Raw genomic sequence first — 15,181 nt, forward strand, 5'->3', positions numbered from 1 at the left:
CCGCACCGCACGTCAATCGGTGATCGCGTACGACGGCGTTCAGTCGCTAGAGTTCGCCGATGCAGATGAGTGAACTCGTCGGCGCGCTGAGTGAGCTCCGCGCGCTGCGGGTTGAGCACGACGGCTCCGCCCTGCTCGTCACCGTGCCGGCGATCGACGTGAGCCTGCGGCTCTACCCCGAGGCGGTGGTGTGGCTCAACCACCGGACGCTGCCGGATGGTAAGCCGATCCTCCAGGTGGTGGTCCGCCAGCACGGCCGGGATCTGCGGATGATCCTGCTGAACGACGACGTCGCCTGGGAGCCGGCCGACCTCGACTCCCTGCTCGACTCCCCGATCCCGGTGCGTCTGACGGACCTGCCGGAACTGGTGGCGTACACCGAACTGGACCGGAACTCCGTCGGCGCCCTGCGGGCCTGCGACGAGCCGGGGGCGAACCTGGCGGCGCTCGCCGCAACGCTGCACCTGCACCGGTGCGTCCTCGTCGCAGCCATGCGGCTCGGCCTTCGACCGCTTGGCGCGGTACGGCTGTGGCACGAACTGTGGTGCCGCGTCGGCGAGTTCGCGCCGGCCCCGTACTGGCCCGACCCGGACTTCGACCGGCTCCTGGTCGAGGCGGGAGTGCCGTTGACGCCTTATGAGGAGGTCCGAGCCGGGGAGCGACCGGTCGAGATCGAGGCGTTGACCGTGGCCGACCTGCGGGCGGCGGAACCGGCGCTGACGGTCGGCCGGGCGGACGAGGCCGCGCTCGCCGCCTGGCGACAGTGGATGAAGCTGACGCCGCGGCAGTTCTACGAGGTGCTGACGGCGGAGCTGCCCGACGCGCGGGTCGAAGTCTCGCTCTACGCTGACGGCGGCGCCGCGGTCTCGCTGCGCATCGCGCCGTCCGACGTTCTGCGGGTCCTGCTCGAACTGCGGCTCTCCTTCCCCAGGCGGTTGGCGATGCTGGACGAGATCCGCATCACCGAGGATGCCACCGACACCGGGCTCTTCCAGCGCATCATGGTCAACCTGGAAACGCTCACCCGCTCGCTGGGCCTGAAAGCGATCAAGGTGTACGCCACCGGGGACGGCAGCGTCGCGTTCGCCCGCGCGGGCTTCGACTGGGACCGGGATCCGGGCGACTGATTGCGCTCAGCGGTGCTGCTGTCGGGGCGTCAGCGTCCGTCGTATCCGGGCGGTGGCCGCTGGACCGATGGCCTCCTGGGTCGCCGCGAGCAGCCGCGCGCACAGCGCCCGGGCGGCGGCCAGGTCGGCACGGGCCCGGCCCGCGTCTCGCAGCAGCGTGGCGCGCTCGTCATCCGCGACGGCTCGGATGTCCGCCACCTCCCGCCGGCGAGCGCTGCGTACCTCGTCCGCCATCACCAGCACGAACTCCGTCCGGTTCCGGTCGATTTCGGTGGTGGTCGAGGCGGCCGGACTGGCGGCCACCACCCGGGTGACCGCCTCGGCGGGTAGGAAGAACAGCGTCGTGGTGGAGTACCGGCTCAGGGCTGCCTGTTGCTGCCAGCGGGTCAGCAGCCCCGACTTGCCGTCGAGGAAGGGCGCCATCGCGAACGCGAAGTCCACGTCGACGGTGGCGAGCAGCGCGCGGGAGTCGTCGATGCTGCGCCGGAGCTGGTTGATCAGCACGGACTGCCGGTGCAGCAGCGCAGCGAACTCCGCCTGGCCGTCCGCCCGCGGCTCCGCACCGGAGATCATGGTGTCGGCCAGGGTCAGGAGGCGGTCGCCGTTGAGGCACAACTCCTGCAACGTGAGGACCACGTCCAGCAGGTGGGCGCCGACCTTCGCATCCTGGGAAACCGCCCGCCGGTCCAGCAGTCTGCTGACGTACGAGTTGACGATCTGGACCACCGCCGACAGCAGTTCACCCACTGCGCCGCCCCCTCCAAAGTGGTGTGGGGGCGAGTGTAATCGCCAGGTCGCGCCACCCGGTCCGTCGCCGATCGTGATCAGCGTGCCGGCTGCGCCGGATCGGCTGGTACGAGCGACTGGACCAGCCTGGCGTAGCTGTCGCCTCCGTGGCCCGCCGCAATGGCCCGGTCGATGATCGATTGCACAGCCTCTAGCGGCGCGGGGTCGACACCGCGCGCGGCCGCGGCGTCGCGGACGTGGGCGACCGCGGAGCCCGCCGACGCGATGGTGGATATGTCGGCGGCGAAGGTTCCGGACGTGAGCTGATCGGCGAACCGGTCGGCCATGTCGGGCAACAGGCCACCGATTCCTCTGGCGAACCGGGCGAACGCGGTCGGGGGGATGCCCTCGGTGATGGCCAGGGCGAAGGCGTGCGCGAGCCCGCCGACGGACATGGTGAACAGGTCGAGCAACGCCATCTCGTACGCTGCTGCCGTGCCGGTGTCCGGGCCGAGGTAGGTGCTGGCGCCACCGAAGCTCTCCAGCCAGGGAAGGCTGTCGTCGAAGAGGGCCCGCGGACCGCTGTAGAGGATCGTCGCGGCAGGTGTCCCGATGGTCGGCGCGGGCGTCAGGATGGCACCGTCGAGGTAGTTGACGCCCCGCCGCGCTGCCCAGCCCGCCATGTCCCGTGCCTCGGCGGCGTGCCCGCTGCTGAGGTTGACGAATGTCCCTCTCGGCGGGCGTTCGAGCCCCGACATGACGGCGCGGACCGCCCGGTAGTTGATGACGCAGGCGATGACGACCGAGGCCCGGCGTGCCGCATCGGCCACCGTCGGAGCGAGCACCGCCCCTTGGGCCACCAGCGCGGTCGCCTTGCCGGGTGAGCGGTTCCAGAGCACGGTGGGGTGGCCGGCGGCGAGCGACGCGGCGGCCAGCGCCCGGCCCATCGGGCCGAGCCCCAGGACGGCGACGGCGGCGGATTGACTGTCCAGGTTGCGGTGTGTCACAGCGACGACGCTAAACCTTCACGTTGACGTGAAGGTCAAGCCCTGATCTGCTCGTGGTGTGCGGATCAGTGAATTGGCGCGGCAGGCCGGCACCACCCCACGAGCCCTGCGCTACTACGAGGAGCAGGGTCTGTTGCGACCGGCCCGTCTCGCGAGCGGCTACCGCCACTACGAGCCGCAGGCGGTGGGCACGGTCCGGCACATCCAACTGTTGCTGTCCGCCGGCTTGAACACCGCGGCGATCGCCGAGATCCTTCCCTGCATCCCCGACGACGTAACCGTGCTGGCCCCCACCTGCCCGGAGCTCCTCGACGCTCTGGCAGTGGAGCGCACCCGCATCACGACGTCCATGGATCGGCTCGCAGCCGCTCGCGATGTCCTGGATCGACTCATCCAGGCCGGCCCTGCTGCCGGCGACCGGTCCTGAGCATCGTCCGCTGCTGACAGCCGCGTGGCGGCGCTTCTGCCGCCGTACTGGTGTATCGCCGTGCCCCGCACCGCTACCTCGTCGACGCCGGGCCGGCACCGCCGGGGAGCATCAGCTTGCGGCGACGTGAACAGCGGGCGAAGCGCCGCGCAGACGCCACCAGGCGCCAACGACCAGGGCCACGGTGATGACGGTGACCGCCACGTCGCCGGCGAGGGCCGCCGCCGGGCTCGCCGGGGAGTACGGCGGCACCAGGTACGCGAACGCGGCGGCGCTGACCACGCTCGCCGAGCCCGCGGCGAGCACGTGCCGCTGCCCCCAGCGTGGGCCCGCCGACCAGTACGCGACCAGTGCGCCGACCGCCGCCGCGAGCGCCAGCGCGACGAGCACCCCCGCCCAGCCGGGCGTCGGATCGGTGAAGAGGTGGGCGAGGACGACCAGCAGGCCGACCCAGAGTGGGTGCGGCACCCGGCGGACGCGGCGCTGGTGGGGGCGACGCCAGCGCGGCAGTAGGGCCGCCGCGACCAGGGTGAGGACCACCGCCGTGGCGAAGGCCAGTTGAAGCGGGCTGGCCAGGAAGTTCTTCCGGCCCTCGGGAGTGGTGAAGATCAGCAGGCTGCCGAGCAGGTAGAGCACCGCGACCACAGCCAACCCCTGTCGTCCGAGCCACGGCCGAAGCCGCCGTTTCGCACCGAGGAACGACTCGACGAACACGATCGGCGCGCAGATGGTCAGCAGGATGTGGTTGCCCACGTAGTCGAACGCCTGCCGGAGGCTGAACCCGAGCCCCGGCACCAGCGACGCCTCGGCGGCGGCCCGGGTGTCGGCGTACTGGGTGTCATCGAGGTAGCCGGGGTTGAACAGGGACTGGTCCACCAGGCCGGCCTGGAGCACACCGAAGGCGGCGGCGAGCAGCACGATGGTCGGCCATCCCGCGCCGAGGTGCCGGGCGGTCTCCCGGATCAGGATCGCCGCCCCGCCGTACATCGGGGCCAGAAAGATCAGCACCGGGAGGAAGCCGTCGAGGGCGAAGCCACCCCACGAGCACTCGGCCGCCCAGGGCGCGAGCAGCAGCAACGCGACCACCGGCACGAGCCGGCGGCGCAACGGGGGACGGTCGGCGAGGTCGGGCGCGGTCGGCATGGGCACTCCTCGGTGGCGCTGCGGGGGTCGTCCGTAGCGTCCGTGGGCCACCCGGCCAGCCGCTACGGCCATCGGCCGACGAGGGGTACGACCAAAGTCGTTGCGTAGGGTGGTGGCGACGTCGTCACCCGGGGAGCACGCGGATGCAGCCACACGCCACGGCCGACCTGTCGGACCCGCCCACCGCCGCCGAGAGCCCCCTGCTCAGCTACCGCGACGAGGCGACCGGGGAGCGCGTCGACCTCACCGCCCAGCAGGTCGGCGCCTGGTCCGCGCGCAGCGCGAGCCTGCTGCGGGACGGCTGTGGACTCGGCCCCGGCAGCCGCCTAGCGGTGTTACTGCCGCCGCACTGGCGTACCGCCGCGGTGTTGTTGGGCGCCTGGGCCTGCGGCCTGGCGGTGTCGTTCCGACCGCGCGCCACGGCGGGCCTGCCGGTGCTGGAGCCCGGCGGCGAGCGACCGTTCGACGCGGTCTTCGTGACCCCGCAACGCCAGGACGACTGGTTGGAGGACGTGCCGGACGCCCCGCACCGCTACCTCGTCGGCACCGGGCCGGGCCGGCTGGCTGACGTGCCGCTGGGCTGGTTGGACTGGTCCGCCGAGGTGCTTCGCCACTCGGACGTCACGCCCGACCACACCGCCATCCACCCGTCGGATCCGGCCAGCGCGGACGGCACGACCTACGGACAGTGGGGAGCGCTCGCCCGGGAGGTCGCCGGAATGCTGGACCTGCGCGCCGGTGACCGGCTGCTCGTCGACGCCGCCGAGCACGAGCAGCCGTTGAAGTGGTTGCTCGCGCCGCTGTCGGCGGGCGCGTCCGTGGTCATCAGCGCCAACCTCGACCCGGCGCGACGGGATGCGATCGTCGCCGCCGAACAGGTGACTCGGATCCTCTGAACTGCCTAGATCTGCGTTCTTGCCTGTTCGATCTGCCGCACGATGGCGTGGGCGCCGTGCGCCCGTGCGATGGCGTTCGCCTCGTCGAGTGTCGCGAGTGCGTCCGCGTGGCGGTCCTGGGCGGCGGCGACGTAGGCCAGCCCGACCATGTTGGCGGCCACGCCCGATAGCGCTCCCACCTCTCGGCGCAGCCGTGACGACTCCTCCAGCCGCTCGCGCGCTTCATCCAGCCGACCGGTCATGTGCGCCGCGATGCCCAGGTGTCGCAATGCCTCGGCCTGGGTCCGTCTGTCGCCGACCTGCGCCGCCAGCTCGCGGGACCTTTCCAGGTGCGGAACCGCGGTCTCGTTGTCGCGCCGGATGATCTGATGCAGGCAGCCGATCCAGAACAGCGCCTCGGCCTGGCCGCGTGTGTCGGCCAGCGCCTGGTACAGCTCGGCCGCACGCTCAAACAACGGCAGTTCAGCCGGGTCCTCGACGGGTGAGGTGCCGCTCTTGGCGCGTTCGTCGAGAAACCGCGCGTGCAGGATCCGCCCACGGGCCAGCGCGCTGTCGGCCTCCACCGCGTCCAGGTCCCGTTCGGCGTCGGCCAGTACGTGGGCATCGCCGCTGTACACGGCCTGTTCGTAGAGTTTCCGGGCCCGTTCGATGCGATCTTCGGCGTTCATCGCCGCCCCCGTCCTTGCAGCGCCACTGCGTGCCGGATGAGCAGCTTAGTAGTCAAGCCCGGCACCGTGTAGACGGTCAGCGATGGGTGGCGTGACGAGTTCGGCCATCGGCCGGCAGGGTCTCTGGTCGGCCGCGCCCACCGGCGTGCCACAGCACCTGTGAGCAGCGCGGGCATGCCCGCAACCGCGCGGAGCGACCCCAATCAGCGCTGCCCGATCCTGTTCCGTTACATCGGCATCTGCCCTGCTCAGAGGGTCTTTTGTCGATGCCGTCGGCATGTTCTCATACCCGAACAACGACGTCATCGACAGCGCACCGCTCCCTCACTGAAAGGTGCACCGATGCACAGGAGATCGACCTTCCGACTGGCGGTACTCACCGCCACCGCCGCCACGTTCCTGGCGTCCGGCGGGGCCTCCGGGGCGCTGGCCACGGCCGCCCCCGCGACCGTCTCCCCGGGTGTCGCGGCGTGCGACCCGGGCACCGACGCGCACGGCGCTGCTCGGGTCGCCCACGGCGCCACGGCACAGGAACCGGAGCTGTACTCGAAGAACGAGGCCAACGCCTACGGCGTGATCAAGGACGCGCCGCGCCTGCCCAACGGCAGCGTCACCATCCCGACGGTCTTCCACATGGTCTCCGACCACCCGCTCACCGCCGCCGAGAGGACCAGGTGGAACACCCTGATCGCGGCACAGATGACGGTGCTCAACGACTCGTACGCGGGCCGTACGGCGGCGGACGCCTCCGACACCCCGTTCCGGTTCTCGCTCGTCGACACCACGTGGACGGTGAACAGCGCCTGGTACACGGTCGAGCCGGGCAAGAACGAGCGCGACATGAAGAAGGCGCTCTACACCGGCGACTCGGAGACCCTCAACGTGTACGCGGCCAACATCGGCGGCGGCCTGCTCGGCTGGGCGTACTTCCCGAAGGGCTACAACAACGGCCGCGACTACATCGACGGCGTGGTGATGCTCGACGAGTCGATGCCGGGCGGCACGGCCGGCAAGTACGCCCTCGGTGACACCCTGACGCACGAGGTCGGGCACTGGCTGATGCTGGAGCACACCTTCGCCCACGGCTGCTCCGCGTCCGGCGACTTCGTCGCGGACACCCCGCGCGAGGCGGCGCCGCAGTTCAACTGCCCGGTGGGGGCGGACACCTGCACCGCGCCGGGTCTGGACCCGATCCACAACTTCATGGACTACACGCAGGACTCCTGCATGGACATGTTCACCGCGGGTCAGGCGGACCGGATGAGCGACGCCTGGGTGGCGTTCCGCGCCGGCGGCGCCGGCTGACGCAGCATTGTCGGGGGCTGGCGGGCCGCGACCAGCGCTGCGTCGGCCCCCACATCGCCTCCGCTGACGGTCGGCGTGCCCGGTCCAGGGTCGGGTGATCCCATACCGGGCACGCCTCCCGTTCACTCGAACGCGCCGGCGAACATGCCCGGCTCGTACGAACCGCCCCGCTGGTGCACGATCACGGCGAGCCGGTTGGCCGCGTTGATCAGGGCGACCAGGGCGACCAGCGCGGCGATCTGGTCGTCGTCGTAGTGCTTGCGCACCTGAGCCCACGTCTCGTCGGACACGCCCTGGTGGGCGTCGGCGAGCCGGGTGCCCTCCTCGGCGAGCGCCAGCGCAGCCTGCTCGGCCTCGGTGAAGACGGTGGCCTCACGCCAGGCGGCCACCAGGCTCAGCCGGACCGCGCTCTCACCGGCCGCCACGGCCTCCTTGGTGTGCATGTCGATGCACCAGCCGCAGCCGTTGATCTGGCTGGCCCGCAGCGACACCAGCTCCTGCGTGGACTGCGGCAGCGACGACCGCTGGATCACCTGGCCGGCGTTCGCGAACCGCTTGAAGAACTTCATCGCGGTCTCGTTGTCGAACATGTTGAATCGGGCGTCCATGGTTCCGTCCTTCACTCGCATTGTTCGATCGGACGACCATGAGATGCCGGCCATCCCCGATCTGTGACGGCGCGGCCGGGGTGACGACCGCCACAGGCCGCAGGTGTCACAGAACGGCCGGGTCCGGCATCTGATGGGCGACGCAGTCGAGAGCGAACAGGAGTCACCCATGGTGAGCACGCCGCAGACCGCCGCCGACGACCGCCCGGACCGGGCCACCGAGGCGTTCCTCGCCCACCGCAACCTGCTCTTCACCGTCGCGTACGAAATGCTCGGCTCGGCCGCCGACGCGGAGGACGTACTCCAGGAAACCTGGCTGCGATGGGCGGGCGTCGACCTGGGCACGGTCCACGACCAGCGCGCGTACCTGGTCCGCATCACCACCCGGCAGTCACTCATCCGGCTGCGGACGCTCGGCCGCCGCAAGGAGTCCTACGTCGGCTCCTGGCTGCCCGAGCCGCTGCTCACCGCCCCCGACGTGGCCGAGGACATTGCGCTGGCCGACAGCGTCTCGATGGCCATGCTGCTGGTGCTGGAAACCCTCGCGCCGACCGAACGCGCCGTGTTCGTGCTGCGCGAGGTGTTCGACCTGGGGTACGACGAGATCGCCGAAGCCGTCGACAAGAGCCCGGCTGCCGTCCGCCAGATCACCCACCGCGCCCGCGCGCACGTCGCCGCGCGCCGACCCCGCCAGGTCGTGTCCGCGGCCGAGACCCGGAGCGCGCTCGACGCGTTCCAACGGGCCGCCGAAACCGGCGACCTCCAGAGCTTGCTCGACATCCTCGCGCCGGACGTCGTCCTCCTCGGCGACGGCGGCGGCGTCAAACAGGCCGTCCCGCGGCCCATCATCGGCGCCGACAAGGTAGCCCGCCTGCTGGCCGGCGGGTGGAGCAAGGTCCCGGGCGTCACCTCGCTGCGGCCGGCGCAGGTCAACGGCTACCCGGCGCTCATCGTCCACCTCGACGGCGAGCTGGACACCGTCGTGGCCCTGCGCATCGACGACGGCCTCGTCACCGGGATCTACGCCGTGCGCAATCCCGCGAAGCTGTCACACATGGAGCGGGAGACCGTCCTGAGCCGCTGACCCTCGTCACCCGGTCCCCCAGCGGCGTGGCTGTCTCCACCTGCGTGAGTAGGAGTTGATGACGTAGACGATTCAGCGCCGTCGGGGCCACGGCGGGCGTGGCGCGCACGCCGAGGCGTGGTCCACCGCCAGCGCACACCGGCCGTGTCCGTGCGGCAGCGGCCGATCGCAGAAGACCCAGTGTCGTACGCCCTGTTGGTCCTCGGCCGAGACGGTGACCCCGCCGGGCTCGACGCGTGCGCTGAGCCGGGCCAGCACCCGGGCGGCGGTCCGGGCGAAGATTCGAGCCCGGAGCAGGTCGGGCGCGGTGACCGGCAGGTGAATCACCCAGCGGCTGCTCATCGGTAGACCGCCCTTCGTCGGGTCGGGTCGAAGTGGAGGGGGCGGTCTCCGCCGGTTGCGGGCGGCGGAGACCGCCCCACCCTGCGACCGCAGCCTTTCGATCGGCGGTACGGCAGCAGGGCCGCGCCGGGGGAGCGCGGAGGGTGGGGTCTCAGCGGCGATGCGAGACCGGTACGAGAGGCGCCAACCGACCGCAGCAGCACCGCATCACCGAGAGCGACGCTACCGATACCTGTCACCTCTGTCAACGCTCTCTTACCTGTCGAATCTAGCTGTCGCAGCTTGCCTACTTCTCCTGCGTCAGTTATTGCCGCTCTTTCACCTGTTGCTCGATACTGGGAGGGCCAACCGACTGCAAGGGGCCTCCACGTGCCGATTCCGCCGACCATGGACGAGTTGATCAACGATCTGCTGAGGCGGATCGAGGTGGGCGAGTTCCAGCCCGGGTCGAAGATCCCGTCCACTCAACAGCTGTCCGACCACTACGACGTGTCAGTTTCGACGATCCACCGGGCAGTGGCGGTCCTGCGGGAGCAGGGCGTGTTGGTTGGCCGCCCAGGTCGGGGCGTCTTCGTTGCTGAGTCCGCTCAGGGCTGACCACAACCCGTCATTTGCCCTAACGGCGAAGCGCCTCGGCGAGGTGGTTCAGAATTTCTGTACATGTCTCAAGGCGGCCCTGACCGGGTCGCACGCGCCGTTGCCCGGGGCGCGCGCCTGCCGCTGCCGCTGCCGCTCTGCGGGCGTCACGCCGGATGCCCCGGTGGCTGGCGCGATGGGCGGAAAGCCCGGAGGGTCGCCGCTGAACGACAGGCCGTTGACCGGTGTGGTGGTGGCCAGTTGCCAGCCGGATCACGCGACCACGAGCCCGCGCGGTGTAGGGAACGCACGGGGACCGCGTCGGCGAACTGGCGGCGGTCGCGGGGATGCGGCTACTGCGCCTCCGGCGGGGGCGCTCCGGCTCCAGGATGGCCGGGTAAACGAGGATTGCCGCCGGCCGGTAGCAGACGACAGGCCGGGTCCGCATCCCCCAGCGGAGGTCAGCCTTGGTCGCTGGCGGACTGGCTGTCGACAGCGACGCTGACAGCAACCGCGCCGGACGGCAGCACATAGACAAGTCCTGCCATGGACGAGACTCAGAGCTTGCAGACGTCCCCGGAACATGTGTGGACGAGGTGTACAGAGTTTTGTAAGCGGGCGGTCGACGGCGAGACGCAGCGTTCCTGTGAGAAATCGAGGTGACGGGCTCGACACCTGTTCCAACCCGGCATGGTGAGCCGGCTCCTCGCGCAAACTTGATCGGCCACGTGGCTCGTCCGTCGTTCAGTACCGGGGCTACTGGTTGCGAACGACCCCCTGCGGTAACAGAGGGTCGTTCTGTCCGAGGTGTGTGCCAATTCACTGCCATGGCTCACATCCCGCCACCTATAACGAGGTCTCGCTTGCTTAGTGGCGGCCTTCCTGCCGCACTGCGGCTCGGTTTCTGAGTAGCATCCGTCCGAGAACTTGGCATCGGACTGACGTCCGTAGATGCAACCTCCGCGTTTCCGCACGTGGGTGGCGCGGGGGTCTAGGTGTGCCAGTCTTCGTCCGCGCAAGCCATAGATAGCGATCAAGTGAATAGATCCACTGTGCTTGGACCTTCCTGACTACCCACAGTGATGAACGTTGCGTTCGGAGTACGCCTTTGCCCGGACACTTAACACGATCGGCCACTCTCAGTGAGACGGACAGCACACAAGGCGTGTCTTTAAAGATGGATTTTCGTTAGCCGCATGAGACACCCGCAGCGTCCATCCGGCGGTAACCGGCGGCGCTCGCCCCCAGCGGGATGTCTCACTGTCCGAGGATCCTACGAAAATGCCCATGGAGCGAAGGTGCCGAAGAGCACGTCTCCCCAGCGAAGGCCGGCGCGCCCCACCTCTGCGTCTGACCGCAAAAGTTCGCGGTTGATCCCCAGGCAATCCGAGCCGGTCGACGATGAGCCGCCATGCGAAGAGCGTCTCCACCCAATCCCAATAGCCCTGCTCATCCTGATGATCACACTCATCGTCGGCCTCCTCCCAGCTGTAGTCTTCGGCCTGACCGCAGGGCTGCATGCCAGCTCGGCCCTCGGGCTCCTGCCCAGCATCGCCGTCGGAGTCGCGACCGCCGTTGTCACCTTGGTCCTGACTGGGCTGGTGGTAGCCAACAAGCTTCACAAGCTCGTTCGATACAGGCTGGTCGAGGCATCGATGTATTCGAAGGCACATACCCGGGGCTGGAGGCCGAGCAGTCGAGCCCACGAGGAGCGGTCGACCAGGATGGACGCGGATAACCACGTCGCGCAGAGGGGCGGACGGCTGACCAGTGCCCCGGAACCGACCAGTAGGGGGCAGACGCGCGATCGACGCAGATCCGATCCGCGGGAGTTCAGTAGCGGAGCCGTGCCGCCTAGCTGAGATAGAGGTCGATGCGGCCGAGGCCGTTGGTCCAAGCTGTCGTCGCTGATCTGGGTGCTTCGTACTGGCGTGAAACGATCAAGGACGGCGACGCCGTGGTCGCGGTATAAGATCTATCGACCTGAGGCGAGGGCTCCCATTGTTAACTTTTCCTGACACGTACCGAATCCAACCGATGCTCATCTTGCCTTTACAATCCATGCTTCGCCTACATAATTAGGTATGGCATGGGAGTGGGTTGCGCCGTCAGTAACCGGCGCCGTTGGTGCGATAACCATATCCGCAACTATTTGGTTGGCGAATAAGCAGTTCACATTCCAGGAGGGCAGGGCGCTCAAGACAGATAGAAGGACTGTCTACGGACAGTTCTTGAAGGCCACACATCAGATGGAGGACTGCGCGACGAGGCTTGTAGCGGATGAAGTGACGGACGGTAAAGAAAGCGCGACGGCTTTCAAGGAGGCCCGATCCGAGGCCATGGCGGCAATGGCGGAGATAACCATTCTCGGACCAAGCGACGTTGCCGATTCAGCAGATCGCTATCTATCGGCTATCATGCGAGATAGCCTGACCGGAAACCGCAGTGAAATAGCGAGGCAAAAGAATGCCACCGTCCTCGCGATGAAGCAAGCCCTGGGAGGCTAAGGCCTTATGCACGGAGAAGGTCTGCCATCCGCCTTTCGTTTGCGTGTCGCACTCGTCGGTTAGGTGCCGCCTCTGGCATGATTTCGACTTCCGCGCGTTCAACCTTCTGCTTCATCTCTTCAGCTCGTTCGAGAGTTCTCTCTTGCAGAGGGGCATGTACGCCGACACCTTCTGCCACGGCAACGCTCCTAGAGCCTTCGATCGCTCGCGCAGGCTTGTCGGTCTGGCGCTGCTTGGCTCGGACACGATTCTCCGTGCTCGCCCGTTCTGCAGAGGCCTTAGAGCTGCGGGAAGCCAGCGTTCGAAGTATCCGGCTGACAACCTTGAATAGCGGTATTACGATCCATCCGGCAACTGAGCCGCACGTAAGATGTTGGATGGTAGCTTGCCTAAGCTCTCTTAAATACATGGAGAGCTTTTCTTTGTCGCCTGAGGGGGTGTCCTTTCGAAGTATTTCCTCGAAGACTGAAGTTTCCCCGTCTACCTGATAAATAGAAATAGCCAGAATGGTATCCTTCAATGTGTGACGCCCTGCGACCTCGATCTGATCCTCGAGTAGTTCTTGGATGGTACGTGCCGCAGCGCTTCGCGAGATGCTTCCCCTCCGAAGGTCATCATTCAGTCGGTCACGCAGCAGCCAAAGCTTATTCCTATACGAGCTATGAGCAAGATGCGTCAACTGAAATATGATGAGAAAGGGGGACAGTGCGACGAACAATAGCATGAAGAAGAATGGAGCCGATCCTGCACTCATGACGAAATACCGCCCTGTTCTTGAGTGTAGCCCTTCAACTCCTGCTCCAACTCCTTCAGCCGCTCGCGTTGGCCCTTGATCTTCCTCTTTCGGAGCCGGCTTTGCGCCCCGGTAATGCCCAGGAACACGAGTAGCACGACAGAGAATGAGATGGATATCTGAAGTGCATGGGTGAGCTCGGGCGCATCCTTCTCGAAGTGCGTGAGCATTTGTTCGACAGCCCTGAGAGGGAAGTAGGTCGCACCCACGATGACCGCCCAGGTCCCCCCCTGGATCCCGTGGCTCCAAAGTTGAAACTTTTCGTACTCTTTCCGGCGAAGATCGCTATTGCGGAGCTTCTCAAGCTCAAATGCGGCTTCTTTTGCCCTTAGCTCGGCCTGATCAGCCCGAAGTTCGGCTTGCTGGGCACGCACTACCGCCTGCTCAACCCTGAGGTTGTCGCGCTCGGTCTCCTTGGGCATGGCGGGCAGCATAGCGAGCGTTGCGAGATTCACAAAGGTGACTCGCTTTGCAGGGCTGCCATCCGGAGGACCACTGACCGACGAGCGCGAGGTCGGTGTCGCGGTATCGATCATGATTCTCCGTCCTCTCTGCGCTCCGCCTCTGTCTTGTTAGTACGGTGGACTAACACTCGTGGTTGTCGGTCCCGGCTGTCGCCTTTGCGACAGGGGCGCGCGACAGGGTTGGTCGATCAACCCCAAAGAATCCGGCCTTTAGTGCATCAGTCTACCTCCTGTCAAGGGTGCGCTAGCGATGGCAGACGATCCCGGCCCGGGTGAACCGTCACAGACGGCCGAGCGCAGACCGCGGAAGCACGCGCACGGCGGGGGCGTTCGCCTCACAAGGCGTCTGGTTCATGTTTTGTGTGTGATGCTGTACCCAGGTTTCTCGGCAGGTCAGGGTGGTTTCGTCGTCGGCGCGCTTCGTGAGGCTGTCGATTATCGCGATTCGGATCATGCTGGCGGAGTTGGCGGGCACGGCTTCGTAGTCGCGGGCAAGGCGTCGGTGTTGCATGATCCAACCGAGGGTGCGTTCGACGACCCGGCGGCGTTTGATCACGGTGAATCATTTTGACCTGCGGGTCTTTGGCGACGACCTCGACGTCGATGCCGAGGGCGGCGCCGTGTGCGATGAGCTTGTTCTTGAAGCCGGTATCGACCCAGGTGCTTGGCCAGGATCGGGTGGGTTGTCTTCGCCCGGTTGAGAAGGTCGATGCCAATGGAGATGTCGCTAGTGCTGCGGTGCGTCCGCCGATCCCAGCGTCGCTGCGAGCCTGACCCAGGTGGTCAGTCGTGGTGCGATCAGCGCCCAGCGGGCGATCGGACAGGTCGGACGGATAAGCGGGTCGCTCAACCATCCACTAGATTTACTGTGGACCTCAGCCTGGCAGGCGCACACACAGTCCGACGGTCTCCGGCTCTTTCGGAATTGGACAGGATCTGCGGCACCCAGTCGCCTTCATCGCCGGCTCGGTCCGGCGATCCATCACACGAGCGGCAGGCCGGGACCTCCCATGCGGTGTTCAAGATGCCCTGGGCGGGCGACCCGCGCGTCAACATCCAGAACGACAAGGGCAAGGCCAAGGCGTACCAGGTACGGCAAGTGTTCAAGGCGATCGACAAGAAGGAGGCCATGTGATGCAGACCGATCCCCGTCCTGAGGTGTCCCACTACACCTACCGCGTCACGTGGTCGGTCCAGGACCGCGAGTTCGTCGCCACCTGCGCTGAGTTCCCGTCTCTCTCCTGGCTGGCCCCTTCCCAAATCGAGGCTCTGCAGGGGCTCCAGAACGTACTGCGTGAAGTGATCGGGGACATGGGGGAGCAGGGCGAGGCGGTGCCGCAGCCGTTCGCCGACCGCAGCTACTAAGGCAAGTTCAGCCTGCGCGTCGGCGAGAGCCTGCACCGCGAGCTTGCCATCCACGCCGCCGAGGACGGCATAAGCCTCAACCAGTACGTCCTACGGAAGCTCAGCGCCGCCTGAGGAGAGCGCAGTTGATCAACCAACTGTTC

At 67.5% G+C, this 15,181-nt stretch carries 16 protein-coding genes and 1 pseudogene; 9 read left to right on the forward strand and 8 right to left on the reverse strand.

What is annotated here, in order from left to right:
• Positions 1-59: 59 nt before the first annotated feature.
• A complete protein-coding gene (locus ABZU46_RS03330) occupies positions 60-1,127 on the forward strand; it encodes a hypothetical protein (RefSeq protein WP_354854743.1) in 1,068 nt (355 codons plus the stop codon).
• A 6-nt stretch (positions 1,128-1,133) separates the two neighbouring features.
• On the opposite strand, the gene ABZU46_RS03335 is transcribed toward ABZU46_RS03330, so the two are convergent.
• Together ABZU46_RS03335 and ABZU46_RS03340 are read right to left on the reverse strand one after the other, a co-directional pair.
• Positions 1,134-1,874 carry a hypothetical protein gene (locus ABZU46_RS03335; RefSeq protein ID WP_354854745.1) on the reverse strand — a complete coding sequence of 247 codons (741 nt, stop codon included), beginning with the start codon at positions 1,872-1,874 and terminating at the stop codon, positions 1,134-1,136.
• Positions 1,875-1,951: 77 nt separating this feature from the next.
• Positions 1,952-2,860 carry an NAD(P)-binding domain-containing protein gene (locus ABZU46_RS03340; protein WP_354854747.1) on the reverse strand — a complete coding sequence of 303 codons (909 nt, stop codon included), beginning with the start codon at positions 2,858-2,860 and terminating at the stop codon, positions 1,952-1,954.
• 58 nt (positions 2,861-2,918) lie between these two features.
• Between ABZU46_RS03340 and ABZU46_RS03345 the strand changes: the two genes are divergently transcribed.
• Entirely contained in the window at positions 2,919-3,287 is a 369-nt protein-coding gene (locus ABZU46_RS03345) for a MerR family transcriptional regulator (protein WP_354854749.1), read from the forward strand.
• Positions 3,288-3,398: 111 nt separating this feature from the next.
• Here the strand turns inward: ABZU46_RS03345 and ABZU46_RS03350 are convergent, their stop codons facing one another.
• Positions 3,399-4,430 carry a hypothetical protein gene (locus tag ABZU46_RS03350; protein WP_354854751.1) on the reverse strand — a complete coding sequence of 344 codons (1,032 nt, stop codon included), beginning with the start codon at positions 4,428-4,430 and terminating at the stop codon, positions 3,399-3,401.
• Between the two features lie 143 nt (positions 4,431-4,573).
• On the opposite strand from ABZU46_RS03350, the gene ABZU46_RS03355 reads away from it, so the two are divergent.
• Positions 4,574-5,326, forward strand: coding sequence for a TIGR03089 family protein (locus ABZU46_RS03355; RefSeq protein WP_354854753.1), 753 nt, complete (start codon positions 4,574-4,576; stop codon positions 5,324-5,326).
• Between the two features lie 5 nt (positions 5,327-5,331).
• Here the strand turns inward: ABZU46_RS03355 and ABZU46_RS03360 are convergent, their stop codons facing one another.
• Positions 5,332-5,994 carry a tetratricopeptide repeat protein gene (locus ABZU46_RS03360; protein WP_354854755.1) on the reverse strand — a complete coding sequence of 221 codons (663 nt, stop codon included), beginning with the start codon at positions 5,992-5,994 and terminating at the stop codon, positions 5,332-5,334.
• Between the two features lie 342 nt (positions 5,995-6,336).
• Between ABZU46_RS03360 and ABZU46_RS03365 the strand changes: the two genes are divergently transcribed.
• Positions 6,337-7,299 (forward strand): zinc metalloprotease, encoded by a 963-nt coding sequence (locus ABZU46_RS03365; RefSeq protein ID WP_354854757.1) that lies wholly within the window; start codon positions 6,337-6,339, stop codon positions 7,297-7,299.
• A 122-nt stretch (positions 7,300-7,421) separates the two neighbouring features.
• Here the strand turns inward: ABZU46_RS03365 and ABZU46_RS03370 are convergent, their stop codons facing one another.
• Positions 7,422-7,907 (reverse strand): carboxymuconolactone decarboxylase family protein, encoded by a 486-nt coding sequence (locus ABZU46_RS03370; RefSeq protein ID WP_354854759.1) that lies wholly within the window; start codon positions 7,905-7,907, stop codon positions 7,422-7,424.
• 169 nt (positions 7,908-8,076) lie between these two features.
• On the opposite strand from ABZU46_RS03370, the gene ABZU46_RS03375 reads away from it, so the two are divergent.
• Positions 8,077-8,991 (forward strand): RNA polymerase sigma-70 factor, encoded by a 915-nt coding sequence (locus ABZU46_RS03375; protein ID WP_354854761.1) that lies wholly within the window; start codon positions 8,077-8,079, stop codon positions 8,989-8,991.
• A 72-nt stretch (positions 8,992-9,063) separates the two neighbouring features.
• Here ABZU46_RS03375 and ABZU46_RS03380 read toward each other — a convergent pair whose 3' ends face one another.
• Positions 9,064-9,333: a hypothetical protein gene (locus ABZU46_RS03380; protein ID WP_354854763.1), complete on the reverse strand. Its 270-nt coding sequence runs from the start codon at positions 9,331-9,333 to the stop codon at positions 9,064-9,066.
• A gap of 369 nt (positions 9,334-9,702) precedes the next feature.
• Between ABZU46_RS03380 and ABZU46_RS03385 the strand changes: the two genes are divergently transcribed.
• Entirely contained in the window at positions 9,703-9,930 is a 228-nt protein-coding gene (locus tag ABZU46_RS03385; protein ID WP_354854765.1) for a winged helix-turn-helix domain-containing protein, read from the forward strand.
• 2,063 nt (positions 9,931-11,993) lie between these two features.
• Entirely contained in the window at positions 11,994-12,416 is a 423-nt protein-coding gene (locus ABZU46_RS03390) for a hypothetical protein (RefSeq protein ID WP_354854767.1), read from the forward strand.
• Between the two features lie 750 nt (positions 12,417-13,166).
• Here ABZU46_RS03390 and ABZU46_RS03395 read toward each other — a convergent pair.
• Positions 13,167-13,745 (reverse strand): hypothetical protein, encoded by a 579-nt coding sequence (locus ABZU46_RS03395; protein ID WP_354854769.1) that lies wholly within the window; start codon positions 13,743-13,745, stop codon positions 13,167-13,169.
• A 304-nt stretch (positions 13,746-14,049) separates the two neighbouring features.
• Positions 14,050-14,402: pseudogene (locus tag ABZU46_RS03400) on the reverse strand (IS5/IS1182 family transposase); the annotation flags it as partial.
• A 405-nt stretch (positions 14,403-14,807) separates the two neighbouring features.
• Between ABZU46_RS03400 and ABZU46_RS03405 the strand changes: the two are divergent.
• Positions 14,808-15,038 (forward strand): hypothetical protein, encoded by a 231-nt coding sequence (locus ABZU46_RS03405; protein WP_354854771.1) that lies wholly within the window; start codon positions 14,808-14,810, stop codon positions 15,036-15,038.
• Positions 15,039-15,050: 12 nt separating this feature from the next.
• Entirely contained in the window at positions 15,051-15,152 is a 102-nt protein-coding gene (locus tag ABZU46_RS03410) for a toxin-antitoxin system HicB family antitoxin (protein ID WP_354854813.1), read from the forward strand.
• The last annotated feature ends 29 nt before the right edge of the window (positions 15,153-15,181 follow it).

The sequence above is a fragment of the Micromonospora sp. NPDC005197 genome (assembly GCF_040608295.1).
Lineage (GTDB): Bacteria > Actinomycetota > Actinomycetes > Mycobacteriales > Micromonosporaceae > Micromonospora.